The following is a 22,416-nucleotide window of genomic DNA, read 5'->3' as shown; positions in this document are numbered from 1 at the left end:
CACTCAAAAATTTATAAAAATATTTATACACACCTGATAAAAATAATAAACGAGGCGGTATAACATATTGATTTTTTGGTCGGTATATCCGTTCTACGCCGTAATAAGCATTATTACCGGAAATATAACAAGGTACGCAAAGGAACATTCCCGCCGCTAAGGGACAATCCCATGCGCAATTAACCGCAGCCGCCGTCCCGCCCGCCATGGTATGCGCGGCCGACCCGCGCGGCTCAGGCCGACGGTCCCTGCCCCACCGAATGGCGGATGCGCAGCTCGGTGGAGAATTCACTTGGGCAGGGCGCGTCCGGGAGGGCACCGATGCGCTGCAACAGCAGGGTGGCGGCGGCGCGGCCCATGGCATTTCCCGGCTGGCGTACCGTGGTAAGTGCGGGACTGAGCAGCCGCGCCGCGGGGATATCATCAAAGCCGGTGACGCTGATGTGTTCCGGCACGGCGATACCACGCTCACGGCAACGGCGTATAAAGCCTATGGCTATCAGATCGTTGGCGCACAGCACCGCCGTAGGGCGCTCCGTCGCCGGCAGATTGATAATCGTATCCGCCGCCCGGCTGCCGGACGCCTCGGTATAGTCGCCGCTTAATACCGGCACCGAGTCCGGCATAATATCGGCGGCGGCAAATGCCTCGCGAAATCCGGCCAGGCGCTGTTCGCTGGTCCACAATCCGCGCGGCCCGCCGAGGACGGCCAGCCGCCGATGCCCGCGCCCCAGGACATATTGCGCCATGGCGCGCGCGCCCAGCAGGTTTTGCGCACTGATAAAAGGCGCGTCGATCCCCGGCAGGCATTCATCGACAAATACCACCGCGCCTTGCTGCGCCAGCCTCATCAGCGAGGGGCTGGGCAGACCGGTGCCGGACAGGTAGATCACCCCGTTCAGGCGCTGGGTACGCAACACCTGTGCGTAATACTCCTCGCGCTGCGTATCAGCCCAGGTCATGCACAGCACCAGCAGGCAATCAAGGTGGTCAAGCACGCCCTGGATGCCTTCGGCCACGTCGGCGAAAAACGCATTGCCCAGATCCGGCACGATAAAACCAATGGAGGAAATACGCTGGTGTTTCAGGCTGCGCGCGGCGTTGTTGGGTTCAAAATTCAGCTCGGCAATGCAGCGCAGCACGTGCGCGCGCGTATCCGCGGCCACCGGCCGCGCGCTGTTGTTAAGCACCGCGCTGACGGTACCGATGGAAACATTGGCTAAACGCGCCACGTCGCGAATCGTAGGCCGTACCGGCCTGCCAGGCTTTACGCTATCATCGGTCATCAGGCGTCCTGTGCGGGATTAAACTAACGGCGCCAGTAGCGCCGCGACCAGCGCCTGGCGGTCGACGAGGAGCGCCACGGCGTAACCAGATATTCCAGCAGGATAACCAGCAGAAAGCTCAAGACCCCCAGCAAGGCCAGAAAACCGATGGCGGAAAACGTGCCGGCGGTATTAAGCCTTGAGTTAGCCTGCAGCAGATAAGCGCCCAGGCCGCCGCTGGTGGACGCGGTCCACTCGCCGATAACCGCCCCGGTGACGCTGAAGGTGGCGGACAGCTTCAGGGCGGAAAACAGCGGCGTATAGGTGGCCGGCAGCTTAACGTAGCGGAAGATGCTCAGGCGGGAACCGCCCATGGACCGTACCAGATTAAGCATATCCTTATCCACGGAGTTCAGCCCGTCGAGCACGTTGACCACCACCGGAAAAAATACCACCAGCGCCACAATCACCAGTTTCGGCGCCAGGCCGAAGCCCAGCCAGATCGTCAGCGCGGCGGAAATCGCGATAACCGGCACCGCCTGGCTGGCGATCAAAATTGGATACAGCACGCTTTTCACGCCGGGGATCGCATCCATCAGCACGGCAAAGACGAATCCGGCGCCGGCGCCCAGGACAAACCCCAGCAAAAAGGTGGTGAAGGTGGCCTGGAACCCGATCCAGAGCACCGACCAGTCCGATAAGGCGTGCTGCCAGGTGAGCTGCGGCGAGGGCAGGACATACGCGGGAATCTGATAATAACGCACCGCCGTGTCCCAGACCGCCAGCACCAGCAGCAGTGCCACGAGCGGGCCGCCCAGCGGCAATAACAGCTTACGGATGTTGATCATGGATAAGCGCTTCCTGTGCCGGTTGTTCAGTGTAAATCAGATCCAGGATGTGTCGTTTCAACTGGGTGAATGCGGGGCTGGTAAGGCAGGACAGCGGACGCGGACGCGGGATATCCACGCTGAAAATCTGCTGGACACGGCCGGGACGGGGCGTCATCACCACGACCCGGTCCGCCATAAAAATCGCCTCGTCGATATCATGGGTAACAAACACCACGGTGCGGTGCTGCTCCGCCCAGACCGTCAGCAGCCATTGCTGCATCGCCAGGCGGGTCTGGGAATCCAGCGCGCCGAACGGCTCGTCGAGCAGCATCACGTCATGCCGCATCGCCAGGGTGCGCATCAGCGCCACCCGCTGGCGCATGCCGCCGGACAACGCCGCCGGATAGTGATTGATGAATTCGCCCAGGCCATAGCGCTCCGCCAGGGCCACCCCCGCCGCGCGCTGGTCCCGCGTCGCGCCTCCTTTAAGGATGGCGCCCAAGACGATATTGTCGATAACCGTCATCCAGGGCAGCAGCAGGTCTTTTTGCAGCATATAGCCGACATGGCCGCTGCGGCCGGTAACATCGTCGCCGTCTATCAGGATCTTACCGCTGTCAGGTGTCAGTACGCCGGACACCAGATTGAACAACGTGCTTTTACCGCAGCCGGACGGGCCGACCACGCAGACAAACTCGCCCGCGCGTACGTCCAGATCGGTGGGCGCCAGGGCGGTCATCGCGCCGAAGCGCCGCGTAACCTGTTGAATCGATAACTTGGGAACTGTCATGACGTTGCCTCTGGGCTATCCCTTCGCGGATAGCGCACTATAGAATCTGTTCGGTTTCCGTTACAAAACCTCGCATCGCTCACGGCCGAACCAGACCACGTCCTCGACCTTGACCGCTACGTCGCCGCGCCGGGCAAAGGGTTCCACAGCCCAGGCTCCCCACATGGGCGTGTCGTTGCCGGCATCGATAAAACCCAGGGTATAGGCGGCGCCGGCCGTCAGGGAATGGCCAATATTACCCAGCAAATCCAGCAGGATAAATCCTTCCCGCGTCAGGCGTTGGTGACTCAGGCCGAACAGCTCTGCGGCCGGCATGCCGGGCCGGCATAACGCCAGGGTATCGCGGTGGATATGTTCCAGCGCCCGCAGCGCGTCCACCGCCTCGGGATAATCGCCCACGACGCGACAGCGGGTGCAGTCGCCCCAGAAGCCCTCGGCGGTAATGGGATGCACATCCACCATCAGTACGTCGCGCGCTGCCGCGGCCTGCGCGCCCGGTCCCTGGGTCGGGAAACAGACCTTGGCGTTCTCGCCCAGGCCGACGTTGGTAATGGTCCAGATGCCCGCCGCGCCCTGATCGCGCAGATAGGCATGTATGGTTTCCTCCACGGCGGACTCCGATACGCCCGGCCGGACCGCGGCCAGGCCCGCCTGGGCGGCCGCTTTCGCCAAAAGTTGCGCCTGGCGCAGCCCGGCCGGGGCCTCAAGGGCGATATCCGGCCCGGGACGATAGGTCCAGAGGGGTTTCATCGGCGGTGGCGATAAAGGCATGATAGCGGCATCCTGTTAGCAAACATGACCGGCATGGAAATATGGCGGCGTCGGGGGAACATGGCAATATCCGGGCGTGGATCCCCGGTGCACTGATTATAGCCTCCCGTGTTCATCATCAATACACCGGCGGGAGAATGATCAATGTTTAGCGATTCAATCCATATTGAAACGGTTCAATCTTTATATGTCAATATCGTTTTATAAATAAATTTATGCTTGATATAACATGATAAAAATGACAATTTTATTAATTGAAACGGTTCAACTTCTCTTAAATGCTGCGCTAAAAAGGGGCGAGCCGCACAAAAATGATCCATGCCTGTGGAGGGTAATAACATGAGTCGGAAACAGATATTATTAGTGGGAGAGACATGGGTGTCGTCAGCGACCCATTTCAAGGGATTTGATCAGTTCGGCAGCGTCACCTTTCATTCGGGCGCCAAGGCGATCATCGCGGCGCTGGCCGGTACGGAATTTGCCCTGACCCATATGCCGGCGCACGTGGCGGTGGAGGAATTCCCTTTTACCGGGCAAGAGCTTAGCCGTTATGACGCCATCCTGCTGTCGGATATCGGCGCCAACTCGCTGCTGCTGCATCCGGATGTCTGGCTGCACGGTAAAACGGTGGCCAATCGTCTTGACGTACTGCGCGACTGGACTGCCGCCGGCGGTGCCCTGGCCATGTTCGGCGGCTACCTGAGCTTCCAGGGCATCGACGGCAAGGCGCGCTGGCACCGCACCGCCGTGGAGCAGGCGCTGCCGGTGGAATGCCTGCCTTATGACGACCGCATCGAGGTGCCGCAGGGGTTCCGTCCGGTTATCGACCCGCGAAAGCAGGGACATGCGCTATTTAACAATATTACCGGCGATTGGCCGCTGCTGCTGGGCGCCAACGAGGTGGTGCCCAAGGACGGCAGCGATGTGTTGGCGCGCCTGCCGGATGAGCTGGGCGGACACCCGCTGCTGGTGACCGGTGCCCACGGGCGCGGGCGCACGCTGGTCTGGACCTCGGATATCAGCCCCCATTGGCTGCCGCAGAATTTTATCGACTGGCCCGGTTATAAACAGCTGTTGCTCAACATGCTGGGCTGGCTGACCACCCGTTAATCCGCCGATTAGCAGGGATCCTCGTTACCGACATTATCCTCCGGAGGCCGCCATGGCGCCTAAACCGAATGAAGCCTTAGTCACCGTAGCCTGCTTGCAAATGGAGCCGGTTTTTGGCGAGACCGTGCGCAACGTCAACACCTCCATCGCCATGATCGAACAGGCGGCGGCGCGGGGGGCGAATCTGATGGTGTTGCCCGAGCTGTGCAATACCGGCTATGTGTTCGCCACCCGCGACGAAGCCTTCGCGCTGGGAGAAGCGCTGCCAGACGGCCCTTCCTGCCGCGCCTGGATCGACTGCGCCCGCAGGCTGGGGGTGTATATTGTCGCCGGCATCACCGAGCGCGAGGGCGAACTGCTGTATAACGCCGCCGCTATCATCGGGCCGGAAGGGTTTATTGGCCGCTATCGCAAAGTGCATCTGTGGGGGGATGAAGCTATTTATTTCGCGCCGGGCAACCTGGGTTTCCCGGTATTCAAAACCCGCATCGGCACCTTGGGGTGCCATATCTGTTATGACTGCTGGTTTCCGGAAAGCTTCCGCCTGGCGGCATTGCAGGGTGCCGAGATTGTCTGCGTCCCCACCAATTGGGTGCCGATCCCGGGCCAGGATCCCAACCGCGAGGCCATGGCCAATATCATCTGCATGGCGGCGGCGCATACCAATTCGGTATTTGTAGCGGCGGCGGATCGGGTAGGCGTGGAACGCCATCAGCCTTTTATCGGCCAGAGCCTGATTGTCGGCTATACCGGCTGGCCGGTGGCGGGACCGGCCAGCGCCACGGATACCGATATCATCATGGCGACCATTAACCTGGCCGATGCCAAACGTCATCGCAACTGGAACGCCTTTAACCAGGTGCTGCGCGACCGCCGCACCGATGTGTATGATCAGATGCTCGGAACGTCCCATCAACCGGGCAATTTTTAGCCGCGGCGGCGGGTCATATCAAAGTCCTATGGCCCGCCTCCTGCGCCGGCAGATAAATGTGATATAACTCTCTTTCGGGCTTCTCAAGCTATGCTAACGTCAATTAGTCATTATTTAGGATTAATCTAGCTATCAATGAGAAGATTCCAAATAAAAATTTAATCAATTAGTCCTAATTAAGGATTATATGTCGCGCTGGGCGGTCACGCTGCCTCGTTGCGCTAACCCCACCCGCTACCGGAGTGAGCTATGAACGGAACAGATTATGTGGTCATGGCGCTGTATGCGCTGATGATTGTGGCGATCACGCTTTGGGCCATGCGCAAAGTGGGCAGCACCAAGGACTTTTTTGCCGCCGGCGGTAAAATGCCCTGGTGGCTTTCCGGCATTTCACATCATATGTCGGGTTATAGCGCGGCGGTGTTCGTGGCTTACGCCGCGGTGGCCTACAGCTATGGCATCACCATTTATTTCTGGTGGGCGCTGCCCATTTCCATTGCGGTGTTTATCGGCTCGTTTATTTTCGCCCCGCGCTGGGCGCGGCTGCGCATCCATATGCATATCGAATCGCCGATGGAATATCTCGCCACGCGCTACAATGTGCCGACGCAACAGCTGCTGGCCTGGAGCGGCGTGCTGCTGAAAACCTTTGATGTCGGCGCCAAGTGGGCGGCCATCGCCATTATCATTAATGTCTTCACCGGGCTCGCGCCGGTATACGGCATCGCGATATCCGGCGCATTATGCCTGTTTTATACCGTGATGGGCGGGTTATGGGCCGATGCCTGCAACGACTTCGGCCAGTTTATCGTGCAGTTTATCGCGGCCATCGTGATGGTGGTGGCGGTGGCGGCCCATCTGGGCGGCGCGCACGAACTGCTCACCGTCTGGAACCAATTGCCGCCGGCCCATACCGATATTATCCGCGAGCCCTACACGCTCGGCTTTATGCTGGCCTATTTTGTCATCTATACCCTCAGCTACAACGGCGGCACCTGGAACCTGGCGCAGCGGTTTATCGCCTCGCCCCGCGGGCGGGACGCGCACAAGGCCGCCCTGCTGTCCTCGGTGTTGTACCTGGTATGGCCGCTGGTGCTGTTTTATCCCATGTGGGCGGCGCCGGTACTGTTCCCCCATATCGCCGATCCGACGCAATCCTACTCCATCATGGCGATGCAGCTCTTACCCAACGGCCTGATAGGTCTGGTGCTGGTGGCGATGTTTACCCATACCCTGTCGATGACCTCATCGGACTCCAACGCCATTACCGCCGTGGTCACGCGCGATATCCTGCCGGTTTTGTTTCCGCGCCGGTTCGGCAACGGCCAATCTTCCCTGGTGGTGGCGCGGGTAACCGTGGTGCTGTTTATCCTGACCACCCTGCTTATCGCGGTTAACGCCAGCCGGTTCGGCGGCGTGCTGACCCTGCTTATCGTCTGGTTCGGCGGCCTGGTCGGCCCCATCTCGATCCCCATGCTGCTCGGCCTGCTGCCCTGGTTCAGAAAATGCGGCCCGACGGCGGCCATTGCCTCATGGGCGGCCGGGGTGGCGGCATTTTTCGCGGTAAAATTCGTCGTGCCGGGCATGAGCACCACGCAAATCGTCGCCATCCCGGTCTTCACCTCGTTGATTGTCTATACGCTGGCGGGGATGTTGCGGCGTAGTCCGGTCAGCCCGCAGGTGGACATTCTGCTGGCCGCGTTAAACCAGGATCAGGGCACGGCGCAGGCTGCCGAACCCATCCACAACCTGCGTAAACCCGAATCCGGCCAAAACTAAGGAGCTTGGTATGTCATTGCCGCTACTGAACCGTCGGTGCGAGAATTTATCCGTCCAGGTGTTTGCCGATCGCCGGCAAATGGGACGCCACGCCGGCGAGGCCGCCGCCGCCTGCCTGCGTAACCGCCTGAGCGCCCAGGATAACGTCAGGATTATTTTTGCCGCCGCCCCTTCGCAAAATGAGTTCCTGGCCACCCTGGCGGCGGCCGGGGATATAGACTGGTCGCGGGTGACGGCGTTTCATATGGATGAATATATCGGCCTGCCCGCCGATTCACCGCAGCGCTTTAGCCACTATCTTAAGCGGCATCTGTTCGATATCGTCCGCCCCGGGCAAGTCCATCTGATCCCGACGGGCGACGCAGGCCGTGTGTGCCGCGAATATGCCGCGCTGATTAGCCGCGCGCCGGTGGATATGGTTTGCCTGGGGGTGGGAGAAAACGGCCATCTGGCGTTTAACGATCCGCCGGTGGCGGATTTTCACGATCCCGCCGTCATGAAAGTGGTGGCGCTGGACCCGGTCTGCCGCCAGCAGCAGGTCAACGACGGCTGCTTCGGCGAGATAAACGCGGTTCCCACCCACGCGCTGACCCTGACCATGCCCACCCTGATGGCGGCATCGCGCCTGTTTTGCATGGTGCCGGGCAGCAGCAAACGCGCGGCGGTGCGCGCCATGCTGGCGTTGCCGGTAACCACCGCCTGCCCCGCCACCGTTCTGCGTACCCACCCCGCCTGTTCACTGTTTACCGACGTAGACGCGTATGGAGAGCTAACGCATGGATAAGGTTTGTATCCGCGGCAGGGATTACCGGGAGTTAACCAGCATCGAGATCCACGCCGCCGGCGGGCTGATCCGTGAAATACGGCCGCTGCCGCAGGATGATAGCCTGCCCATCCTGGCGCCCGGTTTGGTGGATTTGCAGGTCAACGGTTATGCGGGGGTTGATTTTAACCGTTGCCCGATTGATGAACAGGCGGTACTGGAGGTCACCCGGGAATTATGGCGACAGGGCGTCACCACCTTCCTGCCCACGGTCATCACCAACGGCGATGAGCAGATCGCCGGGATGGCGGCGGCGATTGCCAATGCCCGCCGGCGCTTTGCCCCGGTCGGGCAAAGCGTGGCCGGAATCCATCTGGAAGGGCCGTTTCTTTCTCCCGAGGACGGACCACGCGGCGCGCATGACAAACGTTTTGTCAAAGCACCGGACTGGACGCTGTTTCAACGCTTCCAGCGCGCGGCGCAGGGCGATATACGCCTGCTGACCCTGTCGCCCGAATGGCCGCAGGCCCCGGCATTTATCCGCCGCTGCGCGCAAGCCGGGGTGGTGGTCGCCTTAGGTCATACCGCCGCCGACGCGTTACAGATAGACGCGGCGGTCGAGGCCGGCGCCACGCTGTCCACCCATTTGGGCAACGGGGCGCATTTGCTGCTGCCGCGCCACCCCAACTATATCTGGGAGCAACTGGCGCAGGACCGGCTGTGGTGCGCCATGATTGGCGACGGCGAACATTTGCCGGCGTCGGTCATGAAGGTTTTTATGCGCGTCAAAGGTGAACGCGGCATCCTGGTGAGCGACGCCACCAGCCTGGCCGGCATGCCGCCCGGACGCTACCGGCTGCATATCGGCGGCGAGGTGATCCTGAGCGACACGGGGCGCCTGGCGATGGCCGATAACCCGCGGTTGCTGGCGGGATCGGCGCGCTCATTACTGTACGGGGTGAATAATCTGCTCCGCCTGGGCCTGGCCACGCGCCGCGAGGCGTGGGAGATGGCGTCGGTACGTCCCTCGGCGCTGCTTAACCTGCCGACGCGGCATGGTCTGGCGGTTGGCGCCCCGCTGGACGCAGTGGCGCTTGACGAAGACCGGCGCGGCGGATTGTCCGTGCTGGCCGTTTATCAGCGGGGAGAATGCGTCTGGCGGGATGAATAGGTTTTTCCGGGCATCAATGGTTATGCCATAATGCCCGCTGATATTCAGCCGGAGGTTAGGGTAAGCCAGCCTATGAAAGAGCCAGGAAAAGGACCCGCGCTGCTGCGCCAGTACAATGAAAAGCATGTCCTGTCTTTCTTGCGGCAACAGCGCGTCAGCTCGCGCCTGGATATTGCCCGCGCGCTGTCATTAAGCAAAAATACCATTTCGCTGATCGTGGATGATTTTATCGCCCGGGGCTACGTTGCCGAACTGGGCGTGGCCCAATCCAACGCCATCGGCCGCCCCAAAATCCATATTGCGCTGCTGCCGGATAAAATGAAGGCGGCGGGCATTATGGTCGAGCGCCAGCAATTGCACTGGGCGGTCTATGACTATTTTTCCGAGGTCATCGAGCAGCAAACGCTGGCCATAGATACCGTCGCCCCCGGCCCGGTATTGGCGGAAATCACGCGCGTCGTCCAATGGATGCACCGGCGTTATCCCGAACTTATCGGCATCGGCGTGGGCTTTCCCGGTATTATCGATCCGCTTGCCGGCGTGATGCACGTATCGTCGCATCTGGGCTGGCAACAGGTCGACCTCCTGGCGACCCTGGGCGAAACCGTGCCGATACCGGTCGGCGTGATGAATATCGTCAAGGCGGCGGCGCTGGTATCGCGCCAGCAAGGCACCCGGCAGCCGGGAGCCGAACCCGGTTTTTACCTGCGGATCGCCGAGGGCATCGGCGGCGCGCTGCTGACCGAACAGGGCGTTTATTATGGCGGCAGCTGGACCGCGGGCGAAGTCGGGCACCTGAACGTCGCCGCCGACGGGCCGCTTTGCACCTGCGGACAACGCGGCTGCCTGGAATCGTTAATCGCACTCAGGGCCATCAACGCGCAGCTGGATCAGCTGCAGCCGGGGCTGCAGTGGGCCAATCGCGCGGCGGCGCCGCAGATAGTGGAACAGGTTATCGGCCGGGCGGGCGAATTGCTCGGCAAGGCGCTCAGCCAGATTATCCATCTGGTCAACCCGCGCACCCTGCTTATCGACTGCGCCTATAATGCCTCGTCGCTGTTTACCGAACAGGTATTGGCCACGGCGCGCCGTACCACCCTCTCTTTTGCCTACGGCCATACGCAAATCCGCTTTCTCTCCCATAGCTATGACCCGGCCCAGGGACTGGCGCTGGCCATGATCCAACGCTTCGAGCGCATTAATTTGTAGCGGCGGTACGCGCCGCCGCAAAGCAACACCGGATTAACCGCCGGTGCGGCAAGGCAACGGGTTTAATGTTCATTGTTAATTGGTATAGCTTCAGTTATTTAAGATGCGGCAGTCAATATAATGGGGATGTATCAATTTTGTGATAGACCGGTACTTTAATAATCCCCAAAAATAATTAGCATATACTATTTATCAAATAAATAGCTGATGCGTTTTAATCGCTACAAAAGGTGGGATTCTTGATGAATGAAATACCCTCGTCCATTGGTTTTATTGGTGTCGTTAAACATCAGGATATCGAAGTATATAATAAAGCCAACGCCGGGCGGTCATTACTTAAAAAAAAGACGCCATGGAAAATACACTATTCACGCAAAGAGCTGCCAGCCCTTATCCCTATCCGTAAAAACGGCAGGCCGGCCACAGCCAGAGCGGAAAACGATTCTCAAGTCAATCGCCCCCCCGTCAAAAGGCAAAGGATTGAAGGCAATACCTTCTCTGGCGGACTGGTGGCGATTAACAATCGCCAACCGCCAGATTCAGGCGCTCCGCCTCGCTATTGTCCTGCCGATAGCGCTCTGCCCGCAGGGCGTACCCTCCCTATAAATCCGCTGCAAACAAAAAACCAGGAGGATATCTGGCCGGTTAAGCAGGAATTAGGAACGATAAAAGAAAAATTAGCCAAGGAGATTTTACGCAATGGCCAATTACGCAGACTGATTCAGCTAGCAGATGAGGCGCAGGCACACAGACAAGAACATCATCTGCACGCCAGTGAGATTACGTCAGCACATTCCGCCACGCCTCATCAATGCCAGATATGCGCGCTTTGGGCTACCTACCATCAATTACTGACCGCAATGGAAACCGCAAAGGCGCAATCGGGCGTGCTTAACCTAGATCAGGACGGCCAACGCCAAAATAGCGACACCGTTCTTTTAACACTCGCATCCGTACTGCATCACCTCATCAGAGAAGACAGCGATAAACTGCTCGACGTTATCCGTTCCCTTGCCGGGGTTCGCATTGCGGGCCTACCTGACTCGCAGGAAACGGCAAACAAAACTGCAACCCGCCCCAGTCCGGATGTTGCAGCGCATCTCTATGAGGTCCTCACCATTAGCCCGTCATATCTGGAAAAAACATGGCAGATAAAAGACCATATCATTAAGCTGCTCGAAGAATTAAATAAGACGCTGGCGCAAAATACCGGTCTTCGCCGGCTAATGGGGAAGTCCCCGTTGACCGCCCACGCTGATGGCCACGTGCATACATTCACTCTCCAGGATGCCGATATGCAACATCCCGACAAATGCAATATTTGCGTGTTCTGGACGCATTACAATAATTTTTTCCAAGGATTGAAGCGCAATCCACAGCCTTGCACTTCCGCGACAGAATATCATGACCGCCATCGCGATTTAAACTCTGGGGTTTTTAAATTAACCCATACCCTGTTATCAATGCTGAAAAAGGATAATGATACCCTGCTCGATAGTCTGGCGCATCATGCGATAACCGCCGACAACCCAGGTGACCCGCCCATGAAAAACATTTCATGGGAGGACATTACAGCAGCCTTAACTATCGACCCGAAAGTGGTGATGGCCGGAAGCGACATGCCGCGCATTAACCCTGCTTTAGGCAAAATGCTGAATATAGAATCACAGATAAACCGTATAAAATCCGAATTCGCCGATATGCTGTCGCTCGATTTCCGGCTGCGCCAGCAGTTGGCGCAACATTCAGGTCCTGGAACACCCGCCATGCATTTTCATGTCAACGCATCAGAGACAATAGACTACAACACCGCTCATCAATGCTATTTTTGCCGGCTTTGCACGCTTTACAACCGTGAACTGTACCCTCCATCCCGGCCGGACACGCGGTTACATGCGCATAGCAGCGGAAATCCCCCCACCGGTCTCGACAATCATTGGCGGATTTTCAGCTTAACGCACTTACTGCTGACGCATCTGAAAAACGATACCCAGACCCTGCAAGACAGCCTGCCTTATTATCGAGATATAAAGGCTTAACGTCCTTATGCCCTGCGCCAGCAAACACGCGCGCTTTTGACGTCACCTCAGCGCACCAGTCCCAGGCGTTCGGCGAAATCATCGGCCGGCATCGGTTTGCCGAACAGAAAACCCTGCGCTTCCAGGCAGCCTTTTTTCTTCAGGCGTTCGCATTGTTCAAGCGTTTCCACGCCCTCGGCGATCACCTCCAGCTTAAAGCTGCTGCCCAGGTACAGGATAGCGCGGACGATGGCGGCGTCGGGGGGAGAATCCACCATGGCGCGCACAAAGGTTTGGTCCACCTTCAGGCGGGTCACCGGGTAATGTTTCAGCATGCTCAGAGAAGCATAGCCGGTGCCGTAGTCGTCAAAAGCGATGCCGACGCCGTACGCGCGCAGTTCCCTTAGCGGCTTCAGCATATGTTCATCGTGGCGCAGGATGATATTTTCCGTAATTTCCAATTCCAGCGCCTGCGGGGGTAAGCCGGTTTCCTGCAGGATGGCGCGTACCTGTTGCGCCAGCGTGCCGGTCCTGAACTGGGCGCTGAACAGATTCACGCCCATGCGAAACTCGGTTACGCCCCGATCGCGCCAGGCCGCCGCCTGGCGGCAGGCGGTCCTGATCACCCATTCTCCGACGCGCTCGGCCCAGGGACCGGACTCCAGCGCCGGAATAAATACCGCCGGACCCAGCAACCCCTTCTCCGGATGGCGCCAGCGCAGCAGGGCTTCCGCGCCGACGATGGCGTTATCGGCCAGCCTCACCTGCGGCTGGTAAAACAGTTCGAATTCATCCCGATCGTATGCCCTGCCCAGTTCCCCCTGGTAAGAGCGCTTGGCCTGTGATAATTCACGCAGCTCCCGGGTAAAAAAACGGCGGCAGTGGCGGCCGTCGGCCTTGGCCTGGTAAAGCGCCAAATCGGCGCTGGTCAGCAGTTCCTGGATGGTCAGACCGTGGACGGGATACAGCACAATGCCGACGCTGGCGCCGATATTGACCGGCTGGCCGTCGATGGTGACAATCTTGTTGATTTCATCAATGATATGATCGGCGATTTCCGCCGCCCTCTTGGCATCGGACAGTCCGGGAAGCAACAGGGCGAATTCGTCGCCGCCCATACGCGCGACCACGTCGCCCGAGCGCACGCAGTTTTGCAGCTTGAAACCCACGTCCACCAGCACCGCGTCCCCGCCCGCATGGCCCAGGTTATCGTTAACGTCCTTAAAGCCGTCCAGGTCCACCAGCATGATGATGGCGGCGTCCTCGTCCCTAAGGGTTTGCTCAAGACATAAGCCCAGCAGGGTACGGTTGGCCAGCCCGGTAAGGTGATCCATATGCGCCAGTTGGAACAAGCGCTCTTCGTTGCGGCGCCGTTCGGTGATATCGCGCAGGATGGCGCCAAAGGTGACGCGATCGTGGTCCACCCACGAAGACGCGGACAGTTCCACCGGGATCCAGACGCCGTCGGCGGAGCGCACTTTCAGTTCCAGGGTGCTGCCGCGCTGTGTGCCGTCGCCGGCGCCGGCCAGGCGCTGCAGACGGCCGACCAGGCCGTCCGGCACCAGCACGCTGACGTTGCATCCGATAATCTGTTCGCTGCTATACCCCAACAGTTTGCCCGCCGCCGCGTTCCAAAAGGTGATGATACCTTTATCGTCGGCGCAGACAATGGCGTCGGGGGACGTATGGGCAATATTTTCGAAACGAAACTGGCTGGCGTTGCGCGCGCGTTCCAGACGCCGCATTTCCAGCCGGTCCAGGACCAGCGCGGCCAGGTCGTGCATATTTTGCCTATCGCCCGCGCTCAGCCCCGGCCGGGGCACGCGGTCGATAATACACAGCGTGCCGAGGGCGACCCCATCCTGATTGCGTAACGGAATACCGGCGTAAAAACGGATAAAAGGCTCCCCGGTCACCAAGGGATTATCCCGGAACTGCGGATCCTTATGGGTATCCGGAATCACCATGATATCGTGCCGGCGAATGACGTGCGCGCAAAACGAGATATCGCGCGGCGTTTCGCAGGAGGCGATGCCGATACTGGCGGCAAACAGCTGGCGTTCGGCTTCGATCAGCGAAATGAGCACAATAGGCACTTTAAAAATATTGGCGGTAAGGTGTACTAACCGGTTAAAGCCTATTTCCGATAATGTGGAATGGATGCCATATTCTTCCAGCACGGCAAGACGCTTTTCCTCTTCCCTATCCGACGGCGAATCATTCATGTGTGCCTCTGCGAATCACGTCAAAAATAATAATTAAAAAATAAATTATTTCATGCATCAGGGTTATATCGGCATGATGAAGGCAACGCTTGAGTCATTGTCGCGTAAGCGTTGTGACGGCACGCTCCGATTCGTCAGATACCACACCATTTCGCGCCTGTTTTTCTTGTTAAGTATAGACAGCGCCGGCGGAATGCGGCGCAAATGACTCAATGCCGCGGTATTAGACGGCTTCACGAAAAACACCCCGAAATGAAGAAAATCATGCCAGCCCGCTAGGAACCGCCAATATGTCATGCTAGGTTTAATTTGCTATCTAATGATAAGAAATTTTGTTGTTTACTCTCAATCATTCACAACGCGGCCGGAGGACCATGGCAAAAAAAGATCCCTACGCCCCGCGCGAATGGCTGCCGCATGAGAAGCCCGCGCTTCCCGGTTCGCCCTCGACCCCGCTGCACCCCGTGCCAAAACGCATTGCGTACGGCATCGTCGGCGTGCTGGTTTCAATTACCGGCGGGCTGGGCAATGCGTTGGTGACGGCCAACCTGAGCAACCTGCAAGGCACTTTTGGCGCTTACTCCAACGAGATTGCCTGGCTGCCGGCGGTTTATCTGATGACCAATGTGTCGATAAACCTGCTCTTGGTGAAATTTCGCCAGCAGTATGGCCTGCGGGTATTTACCGAAGCCTTTTTGGTGCTGTATGTCTTAGTGGCGTTTTTTCACCTGTTTGTGAACGATCTTAACTCCGCCATCATGGTGCGCGCCGCGCACGGCATGGTGGGCGCGGCGCTGAGCTCGCTGTCGATTTACTACCAAATCCAGGCTTTTCCGGCCAGGCACCGCCTGAAGGGCCTGACCATCGGCATCGGGGCGTCGCAGGTGGCGATTCCGCTGGCGCGGCTGTTCTCCTCGGAACTGCTGGCCCTTAATGAATGGCGTGGCCTTTATCTGTTCGAGCTGGGGCTGGCCCTGCTGTCGCTCGGCGGCGTGCTGTTGCTTAAGCTGCCGCCCAGCGATCGCATCAAGGTGTTTGAGAAAAAAGACTTTCTGACGTTTATACTGCTGGCGCCCGGCATGGGGCTTATCTGCGCGGTGCTTTCCCTTGGCCGCATCGACTGGTGGTTATCCGCGCCCTGGATTGGCGTTTCGCTGGCGCTGGCCGTAGCGCTGATTACCGGCGCCATCCTGGTGGAACGCAACCGCCGCAATCCGTTGCTGAATATCCGCTGGCTCAGCAGCGGCAGTATCGTGCGCCTTGGGCTTATCATGTTGCTGATCCGTATCGTGCTGGCCGAGCAAAACACCGGCGCCATCGGCTACCTGCAGCAAATCGGCCTGCTCAACGATCAGATGCGCGGTTTGTCCCTGGCGATCCTGGCGGGTATTGTGGCCGGCATCGTCATCAGCGCCCTGACGATTAATCCCAAAAATCTCAGCCGCCCTATTATTATCGCTCTCGTGTTGATGACCTTCGCCTCGCTGATGGACGCGCAGTCCAACAGCCTGACGCGACCGGATAATCTGTATATCAGCCAGTTTTTACTCGGTTTCAGCAGCGCCTTTTTCCTGGCCCCGGCGCTGCTGGCCGGCATCGGCGGCGTGGTGGCCGAGCCGCGCAACCTGGTGAGCTTTTCAGTGCTGTTCGGCATGAGCCAGAACCTGGGCGGGCTGCTGGGATCAGCACTGCTCGGCACATTCCAGGTCATACGCGAAAAGTTTCATTCCAGCCAGATAGCAGAGCAGCTAAGCCTGCAAAATCCCCTGGTGGCCGAGCGGGTCGGCAGCTATAGCGCCGCCTATGGCGGCGTGCTTAACGACAGCGATTTGTTAAGCGCGCAGGGACTGGCGCAATTACAGGCCGTCGCCACCCGGGAAGCCAATACGCTGGCCTATAACGATGTGTATATGCTGACCGCGGCCATTGCGCTGGCAACGCTGGTCTGGATTTTATGGCGACTGTTCCGGCTGCGGATGCAGGCCCGGCGCCAGGTTAACCATTAATGGAGCAACAATGAGTCAGCAACCCGACGGCCCGGCCACGGCGCCGGAAAAGGAAAAAAGCAGCTATGCCCGTATCCTGACCACCCTGGTGGCGGTGGCGATCGCCATTGTCGGCGTGCTGGTCATCCTCTACGCCTGGCAGTTGCCGCCGTTTACCCGCCAGGTGCAGACCACGGACAATGCGTATGTTCGCGGCCAGGTTACCGTCATCAGCCCGCAGCTCAGCGGCTATATCACCCAGGTCGCGGTACAGGATTTTGCCTGGGTGCGCAAAGGCGATCTCCTGATGACCATTGACGAGCGCATTTACCGGCAACGGGTGCATCAGGCCATGGCGCAGCGGGATATGAAACGGGCCGCGCTGGCCAATAATATTCAGCAACGGCGCAGCAGCGAGGCGGCGATTGCGCGCAACCAGGCGGCGGTGGTCAACGCCCAGGCGCAGGCGGAAAAAGCGCGCCTGGATTTAAAGCGCGTCGAGGACCTGATGTCCGACGGCTCGTTATCCGTGCGCGAGCGCGACGCCTCGCGCGCCAGCTACAGCCAGGCCAGGGCGGATATCGCCCAGGCCACGGCGGCGCTGGAGATGTCCCGGCAGGATTTGCAGACGGTCATCGTCAACCGCGCGTCGCTGGAGGCCGATGTCGCCAGCTCGCAGGCGGCGCTGGAACTGGCGCAGATTGATTTGGCCAATACCCGCATTGTCGCGCCGCGCGATGGGCAATTGGGCCAGATCTCGGTCAGGCAGGGCGCGTATGTCAGCGCCGGCACCCACCTGACGTCGCTGGTGCCCGAGCAGATGTGGGTGATCGCCAATATGAAGGAAACGCAAATGGCCGCCATCCGGCTGGGACAACCGGTCAGTATCCGGGTGGATGCGCTGGACTACGCCAGCCTTAGCGGCGAGGTGGAAAATATTTCGCCCGCCGCCGGGTCGGAATTCAGCGCCATTACGGCGGATAACGCCACCGGCAACTTTGTCAAAATCGCCCAGCGCATCCCGGTGCGGATAAAAATCCACGATGATGGCCCTCTTTACCGGCGGTTGCGTCCCGGCATGTCGGTGGAAGTCAGCATCAATACCCTGAATGCCGAAAACCAGCAAGGCGAGGTACGCTGATGCCGGCGAAGCCCCTCCTGCTGCGTTTATCCGCGCCCGGCCTGCTCCTGCTGCTGTGCGCCTGCCACCCTGGGCGCGAGCCGGCGGCGCAGTCCAGCCTGCTTATCCCGGCGCAGTGGCGCGAAAAGGTGGGCCCGGCGGCGCCGGTGGAGGCGCGCTGGTGGCGGGAATTTAACGATCCGGTATTAAGCCGGCTGGTTGAACAGGCTCTGCGCAATAATACCGATATCCTCACCGCCCGCGCCCGGGTTGACGAATATCGCGCCCGGCTGCGCGCGGCCAACGGAGATCGCCTGCCGTCGCTGGACGCCGGCGTCGACGGCACCCGCGCCCGGGTGCTGTCGTCGGCCACCGGCCTGCCGGTCTATAGCACGGTCTACCAGGGCACGCTGCAGGCGGGTTATGACGTGGATCTCTGGGGACGGCGGTCCGCTACCGCCGCCGCCGCGCGCGCAAGCCTGGAAGCGCAGCAGGCCGCGGCGGCGGCGGCCATGCTGACGGTGGCCTCGTCCGTCGCCTCGGGATATCTGACGCTGTACGCGCTGGACCGGCAACTGGCGTTAACCCGCGCCACCCTGGAATCACGGCGCAATTCGCTGAAACTGGCGCGCAGGCAGTTTGAAACCGGCTATTCATCGCGGCTGGAATACGTGCAGGCGCAGGCGGAATACCAGGCCGCCAGCGCCCAGATACCGCAGCTGTCGCATCAGATAACGGAACAGGAAAACGCGCTAAGCATTCTCTTGGGCGCTAATCCCGGCGCCATCCCGCGCGGCGACGATGCCGGCCGGCTGCGCCCCCTGCCCTTGCCCACCCTGCTGCCCTCGGAGCTGATGCGACGGCGTCCCGATATCATCCAGGCCGAACGGCAGCTGATTGCCGCCGACGCGACGCTAAGCTCCGCCCGCGCCGCTTTGCTGCCCTCGCTTAACCTGACCGCCTCCGGCACCCTGCAGGACAATGCCCTGGAAAAGCTTATCGATAATCCTTTCCGGCTGTGGAGCATCGGCGGCAGCGTACTGGCGCCGCTGCTCAACCGCGAGGCCCTGAACGCCCAGGTGGATATCAGCGCCGCCACCCGCAACCAGGCCCTCTACAATTACGAAAAAGTGGTGCGATCGGCGTTCAGCGAAGTGAACAATAGTCTGGACGCCATCACGCGGCTAGAGGAACAGCTGACGGAAACCCGGCGGCAGGAGGACGTGGTCAGCGAGGCGTTGCGCATCGCCCATAATCGCTACCGCAACGGCTACGCGTCTTACCTGGAAGAACTGGATGCCCAGCGTACCCTGTTCGCCACCCAGGTCAGCGTAATACAGTTGCGCAACAACGTGCTGCTGGCGCAAATTGATCTTTACCGTTCCCTTGGGGGCGGCTGGCGGGTGGACGGCGATAACCTGGAGCCGCGCTAGGGCAGAAGTGAATGCGGTTCGCCGCCTGAGGGAAGACTCGGGGCGCGCGCGGCGTTGGCCCATCGCTTTGGGCCAACGCCTAACTGATTAATCAGAAATAATAAATCAGCGCCACCGCCAGCACATCGTCGGTATTGATACCGCTGTTTTTGGTGAAGTCGTTATTTTTCAGTAAATTGACTTTGTAGATAACGTCCGTGGACATGCGTTTATTGAAGAAATAAGCGCCGCCGACGGCCAGGTATTTCAGCGTATCCTGATTACCATAGCCTTCGATATCCTTACTGCGGGTTTGCAAATAACTGACGATCGGCGCCAGGCCGTTGGTGAATTGATATTGCGCCAACAGTTCCACCACCTGGGCCCGGTTGGCAAAACCATACACGCTGTGGCTGCTGCTGCCGAACGGCGTCGCGTTATAGGTTTCGGTATAGGTGGCCGCCAGGTAGATCTGGTGGGCGTCATATTTCAGGGCACCGCGATAGGCGTCGGCTTTATCGCCATGGCCGTAGGCCAGGTTATTTTGTCCCTCGGTTCGATCGGACGTGGCAAACGTAGCGCCGGCGCTGATACCCGCGCCAAAGTCATAAATCAGCGCCGCGCCGTAGCCTTCGCCGTTCTGGCGCAGGGCATCGCGGCCGTTATTGGTTTCGGTGGCGCTGCCGTTCTTGCCCTGGTACTGGGCGGTGAGCTTCAGGCCGTCGATCAGGACGTTATTGCGATAGGTCAGCAGGTTGCTGGTACGTTTAAACATAAAATTGTCAATGCCGTAAGCGTCGCCGCCAAATTCGGGGATCACATCGGTCCAGGCGCCCAGATCGTACAGTACCCCGAAGTTACGCCCGTAATCCACCGACCCGTACTGCTGGGTGCGCAGGCCGGCGAACCCGAGGCGGGTGACGCTGGTGCTGGTGCTGCTTTCCGCCTGGTTGGCGTTGACCTGGTATTCCCACTGGCCGTAACCCGTCAGGGACGAATTAATCTCGGTCTGGCCGCGAAAACCAAAACGGAAATAGGTTTGATCGCCATCGATGCCCGGATTATCGCTAAACATATGCAGCGTATCGACCTTGCCATACAGATCGAGCTTGTTGCCGTCTTTATTGACAATCTCGGCCGCGTTGCCGTTGCCGGCAATAAAAACCAACGGTAAAACCCACCACAGAACAGAAGATTTCATTTTATTCCAACCCTCAATTAATTAATTTAAAATAAAATTCAAATAGTGAATTGCTGTGTTACGTCCATATTTATCCCTTGGCCGGTGCGGCCAATTATTGTTTATGGCTTTTCTTTTTCAGCGTTTAAACGGCATGCTCCTGCGGTACGGCTTTTTCCGGCGCACCTTTATGGCGGTTAAGGTAGCCGATGTTGTTATTGCCCCACAGCGATTCGTATTTCATGCCGGTCAGCGTCTCCACGGTGGCCCGTGCCTCCGGCGTGATCTGCTGCGGCAGCGGATGATTGGCCGCGCGCATTTTCTGCGTTTCCAGCTGCAGGATGCGGTGGGTTTTCAGGTTCAGCTTAAAGCGCAGGGAAATAATGAAACCCGCGGTCAGCACCAGCACCGTGCCGATGCACAGGATGGCCAGGATGGCGTGGCTTACCTGCGGCAACTGCACTTTCTGCCCGGAAACGAACCCCGACAGCTGCAGGAACACCCCCACCAGCATTACCGCCCCGGCCTGGGACGCCTTGCGCGTCAGCGTCATGATGCCGGCGAAGATGCCCTCGCGCCGCTGGGCGGTGATCGCCTCGTCCACATCGGCGATATAGGTGTAGATATTCCAGGGCACATAGTTGATGCCGCCCCGGCCAAGGCCGGCCACGGCCGATACCAGCAGCAGCAGCGAGAACGTGTCGCTCAGGCCGGCGTAGTACAGCACGCCGTAGGAGAGCGCGCTCAGGCCGAACAGGGTGACCACCAGCCGGTAGGACGGCGCCGGTCCGAAGCGGATGCACAGCGGGATCATGCCGATCACCGCCACGAACTGCAGGATCGCCATCACCCCCATCAGGTTGGAGGCCACGGTGGCGCTTTGCATCAGCACGAACACCACATAATAGGTAAACACCGCGTTGAACACGTCCTGGGCGATGTAGCCGCCGAGGTACAGGCCCAGATGCTGGCGAAAAATGCGCACGCGCAGCGTGGAGGACAGTTCGATATGCAGGCGCCGCAGGCTTTGTCCCAGGGTCAGCTGCTGTTTTTCACGCTCAAGCTTTAATACCGCCTCCGATTTCAGCGCCGCCGGTCGCTCCCAGGTAAACAGGTAGACCAGGGTCAGCACCAGCGCGCAGATCACCGCGAACACCACGCTGGCGTAGAAAAAGGAAATGGCGTTGTCCTTGCCGAAATGCGACAGCAGGATGCCGGGTAAAAAGGCGGCCAGGATGGCGGACAGCTGCGCCAGGGCGATGCGCGCGCCGGAGAACTTGGATTTTTGTTTAAAATCGTCGGTCATTTCCGGTACCAGGGTTTCGTAGGGCACCAGGATCATGGTGTAGACCACGTCGAACAGCAGATAGGTCAGCAGGTAATAACCGTAGCCCATGCCGCCGACCCACATCAGGCAGTAGCTGAACACGCAGGGAATGCCGAGCAGGATAAAGAACTTGCGGCGGCCGAAGCGCTTGCCCAGCCAGGTGCCGCCGAAGTTATCGGTCAGGTAGCCCATCAGCGGGCTGACCACGGCGTCCAGCACCCGGGCGCAGGCAAAGATAAAGGTGGCCTCAATGGGCGAGAGGCCGCAAAACGTGGTGTAGAAATAAAGCAGCCAGGCGGCGGTCAGGGCGGTGGTGCCCGCGCCCAGGAAATCGCCGGAGCCATAAGCCAGGTATTGCGGTAAACCTATGGAACGTATTTTCATTGCTGTGATGTCCAGGGTTGTATCTGGTTAGACAAAGGTTGAAGAACACTTGAATCTGCCGGTTATAACGCGGTTCAAGATAGAACCAACCAACAATGAAAACCTTTCTGCGGTTGCCAGAACGTTGCGTCCAGTGGCAGAAAAAC

Annotated in this window: 17 protein-coding genes; 10 read left to right on the top strand and 7 right to left on the bottom strand. The window is 59.3% G+C overall.

Annotation, left to right across the window (positions count from 1 at the left end):
* Positions 1-233 precede the first annotated feature (233 nt).
* From ACL2XG_RS21845 to ACL2XG_RS21830, 4 genes are read right to left on the bottom strand one after another with little or no spacing between them, the layout of a single operon-like run.
* Positions 234-1,286 (bottom strand): LacI family DNA-binding transcriptional regulator, encoded by a 1,053-nt coding sequence (locus ACL2XG_RS21845; protein WP_413721269.1) that lies wholly within the window; start codon positions 1,284-1,286, stop codon positions 234-236.
* A gap of 23 nt (positions 1,287-1,309) precedes the next feature.
* Entirely contained in the window at positions 1,310-2,113 is an 804-nt protein-coding gene (locus tag ACL2XG_RS21840) for an ABC transporter permease (protein WP_410013840.1), read from the bottom strand.
* The gene (locus ACL2XG_RS21835) at positions 2,097-2,885 is read right to left on the bottom strand and encodes an ABC transporter ATP-binding protein (RefSeq protein WP_413721270.1); all 789 of its coding nucleotides are present in this window, start codon (positions 2,883-2,885) and stop codon (positions 2,097-2,099) included. Before ACL2XG_RS21835 ends, ACL2XG_RS21840 begins: the two co-directional genes overlap by 17 nt.
* Positions 2,886-2,945: 60 nt before the next feature.
* On the bottom strand, positions 2,946-3,656 hold the full coding sequence (locus ACL2XG_RS21830) for a M24 family metallopeptidase (RefSeq protein ID WP_410013838.1): 711 nt from the start codon (positions 3,654-3,656) through the stop codon (positions 2,946-2,948).
* 339 nt (positions 3,657-3,995) lie between these two features.
* On the opposite strand from ACL2XG_RS21830, the gene ACL2XG_RS21825 reads away from it, so the two are divergent.
* The 7 genes from ACL2XG_RS21825 to ACL2XG_RS21795 all read left to right on the top strand — a co-directional run bounded on the left by ACL2XG_RS21825 (position 3,996) and on the right by ACL2XG_RS21795 (position 12,658).
* A complete protein-coding gene (locus tag ACL2XG_RS21825) occupies positions 3,996-4,766 on the top strand; it encodes a glutamine amidotransferase (protein WP_410013837.1) in 771 nt (256 codons plus the stop codon).
* A gap of 52 nt (positions 4,767-4,818) precedes the next feature.
* Entirely contained in the window at positions 4,819-5,697 is an 879-nt protein-coding gene (locus ACL2XG_RS21820; protein ID WP_410013836.1) for a nitrilase family protein, read from the top strand.
* Between the two features lie 249 nt (positions 5,698-5,946).
* On the top strand, positions 5,947-7,476 hold the full coding sequence (locus tag ACL2XG_RS21815) for a sodium:solute symporter family protein (protein WP_410013835.1): 1,530 nt from the start codon (positions 5,947-5,949) through the stop codon (positions 7,474-7,476).
* A gap of 10 nt (positions 7,477-7,486) precedes the next feature.
* Entirely contained in the window at positions 7,487-8,260 is a 774-nt protein-coding gene (locus tag ACL2XG_RS21810; RefSeq protein WP_413721271.1) for a glucosamine-6-phosphate deaminase, read from the top strand.
* The gene (locus ACL2XG_RS21805) at positions 8,253-9,410 is read left to right on the top strand and encodes an N-acetylglucosamine-6-phosphate deacetylase (protein ID WP_410013833.1); all 1,158 of its coding nucleotides are present in this window, start codon (positions 8,253-8,255) and stop codon (positions 9,408-9,410) included. The genes ACL2XG_RS21810 and ACL2XG_RS21805 overlap by 8 nt, the downstream gene beginning before the upstream one ends.
* A gap of 72 nt (positions 9,411-9,482) precedes the next feature.
* Positions 9,483-10,619 carry an ROK family protein gene (locus tag ACL2XG_RS21800; protein WP_413721272.1) on the top strand — a complete coding sequence of 379 codons (1,137 nt, stop codon included), beginning with the start codon at positions 9,483-9,485 and terminating at the stop codon, positions 10,617-10,619.
* A gap of 242 nt (positions 10,620-10,861) precedes the next feature.
* Positions 10,862-12,658 carry a hypothetical protein gene (locus tag ACL2XG_RS21795; RefSeq protein ID WP_413721273.1) on the top strand — a complete coding sequence of 599 codons (1,797 nt, stop codon included), beginning with the start codon at positions 10,862-10,864 and terminating at the stop codon, positions 12,656-12,658.
* A gap of 47 nt (positions 12,659-12,705) precedes the next feature.
* Here the strand turns inward: ACL2XG_RS21795 and ACL2XG_RS21790 are convergent, their stop codons facing one another.
* A complete protein-coding gene (locus ACL2XG_RS21790) occupies positions 12,706-14,862 on the bottom strand; it encodes a putative bifunctional diguanylate cyclase/phosphodiesterase (RefSeq protein WP_413721274.1) in 2,157 nt (718 codons plus the stop codon).
* A gap of 374 nt (positions 14,863-15,236) precedes the next feature.
* Here ACL2XG_RS21790 and ACL2XG_RS21785 point away from each other — a divergent pair, with 374 nt between their 5' ends.
* The 3 genes from ACL2XG_RS21785 to ACL2XG_RS21775 are packed head-to-tail and all read left to right on the top strand — an operon-like array spanning position 15,237 to position 19,400.
* Positions 15,237-16,868 (top strand): MFS transporter, encoded by a 1,632-nt coding sequence (locus ACL2XG_RS21785; protein ID WP_410013829.1) that lies wholly within the window; start codon positions 15,237-15,239, stop codon positions 16,866-16,868.
* Positions 16,869-16,878: 10 nt separating this feature from the next.
* On the top strand, positions 16,879-17,988 hold the full coding sequence (locus ACL2XG_RS21780) for an HlyD family secretion protein (protein WP_410013828.1): 1,110 nt from the start codon (positions 16,879-16,881) through the stop codon (positions 17,986-17,988).
* A complete protein-coding gene (locus tag ACL2XG_RS21775; protein ID WP_410013827.1) occupies positions 17,988-19,400 on the top strand; it encodes an efflux transporter outer membrane subunit in 1,413 nt (470 codons plus the stop codon). Before ACL2XG_RS21780 ends, ACL2XG_RS21775 begins: the two co-directional genes overlap by 1 nt.
* Before the next feature lie 91 nt (positions 19,401-19,491).
* On the opposite strand, the gene ompC is transcribed toward ACL2XG_RS21775, so the two are convergent.
* Positions 19,492-20,580, bottom strand: a complete 1,089-nt coding sequence (ompC, locus tag ACL2XG_RS21770; protein ID WP_410013826.1) for a porin OmpC — start codon at positions 20,578-20,580, stop codon at positions 19,492-19,494.
* A gap of 124 nt (positions 20,581-20,704) precedes the next feature.
* A complete protein-coding gene (locus ACL2XG_RS21765; RefSeq protein WP_410013825.1) occupies positions 20,705-22,270 on the bottom strand; it encodes an MFS transporter in 1,566 nt (521 codons plus the stop codon).
* Positions 22,271-22,416: the final 146 nt, after the last annotated feature.

This window comes from Sodalis sp. RH24 (genome assembly GCF_047324145.1).
In the GTDB taxonomy this organism is placed as follows: domain Bacteria; phylum Pseudomonadota; class Gammaproteobacteria; order Enterobacterales; family Enterobacteriaceae; genus Acerihabitans.
Note: the sequence above shows the minus strand (reverse complement) of the source record. Positions and strands in the feature narration are given on the sequence as shown.

Bases quoted from the DNA above. Each gene is read 5' to 3' on its own strand.
- ACL2XG_RS21825 (WP_410013837.1), top strand. From the start codon at position 3,996: ATGAGTCGGAAACAGATATTATTAGTGGGAGAGACATGGGTGTCGTCA.
- ompC (WP_410013826.1), bottom strand. From the start codon at position 20,580: ATGAAATCTTCTGTTCTGTGGTGGGTTTTACCGTTGGTTTTTATTGCC.
- ACL2XG_RS21845 (WP_413721269.1), bottom strand. From the start codon at position 1,286: ATGACCGATGATAGCGTAAAGCCTGGCAGGCCGGTACGGCCTACGATT.
- ACL2XG_RS21815 (WP_410013835.1), top strand. From the start codon at position 5,947: ATGAACGGAACAGATTATGTGGTCATGGCGCTGTATGCGCTGATGATT.
- ACL2XG_RS21830 (WP_410013838.1), bottom strand. From the start codon at position 3,656: ATGCCTTTATCGCCACCGCCGATGAAACCCCTCTGGACCTATCGTCCC.
- ACL2XG_RS21810 (WP_413721271.1), top strand. From the start codon at position 7,487: ATGTCATTGCCGCTACTGAACCGTCGGTGCGAGAATTTATCCGTCCAG.
- ACL2XG_RS21785 (WP_410013829.1), top strand. From the start codon at position 15,237: ATGGCAAAAAAAGATCCCTACGCCCCGCGCGAATGGCTGCCGCATGAG.
- ACL2XG_RS21795 (WP_413721273.1), top strand. From the start codon at position 10,862: ATGAATGAAATACCCTCGTCCATTGGTTTTATTGGTGTCGTTAAACAT.
- ACL2XG_RS21765 (WP_410013825.1), bottom strand. From the start codon at position 22,270: ATGAAAATACGTTCCATAGGTTTACCGCAATACCTGGCTTATGGCTCC.
- ACL2XG_RS21800 (WP_413721272.1), top strand. From the start codon at position 9,483: ATGAAAGAGCCAGGAAAAGGACCCGCGCTGCTGCGCCAGTACAATGAA.
- ACL2XG_RS21780 (WP_410013828.1), top strand. From the start codon at position 16,879: ATGAGTCAGCAACCCGACGGCCCGGCCACGGCGCCGGAAAAGGAAAAA.
- ACL2XG_RS21835 (WP_413721270.1), bottom strand. From the start codon at position 2,885: ATGACAGTTCCCAAGTTATCGATTCAACAGGTTACGCGGCGCTTCGGC.
- ACL2XG_RS21840 (WP_410013840.1), bottom strand. From the start codon at position 2,113: ATGATCAACATCCGTAAGCTGTTATTGCCGCTGGGCGGCCCGCTCGTG.
- ACL2XG_RS21775 (WP_410013827.1), top strand. From the start codon at position 17,988: ATGCCGGCGAAGCCCCTCCTGCTGCGTTTATCCGCGCCCGGCCTGCTC.
- ACL2XG_RS21790 (WP_413721274.1), bottom strand. From the start codon at position 14,862: ATGAATGATTCGCCGTCGGATAGGGAAGAGGAAAAGCGTCTTGCCGTG.
- ACL2XG_RS21820 (WP_410013836.1), top strand. From the start codon at position 4,819: ATGGCGCCTAAACCGAATGAAGCCTTAGTCACCGTAGCCTGCTTGCAA.
- ACL2XG_RS21805 (WP_410013833.1), top strand. From the start codon at position 8,253: ATGGATAAGGTTTGTATCCGCGGCAGGGATTACCGGGAGTTAACCAGC.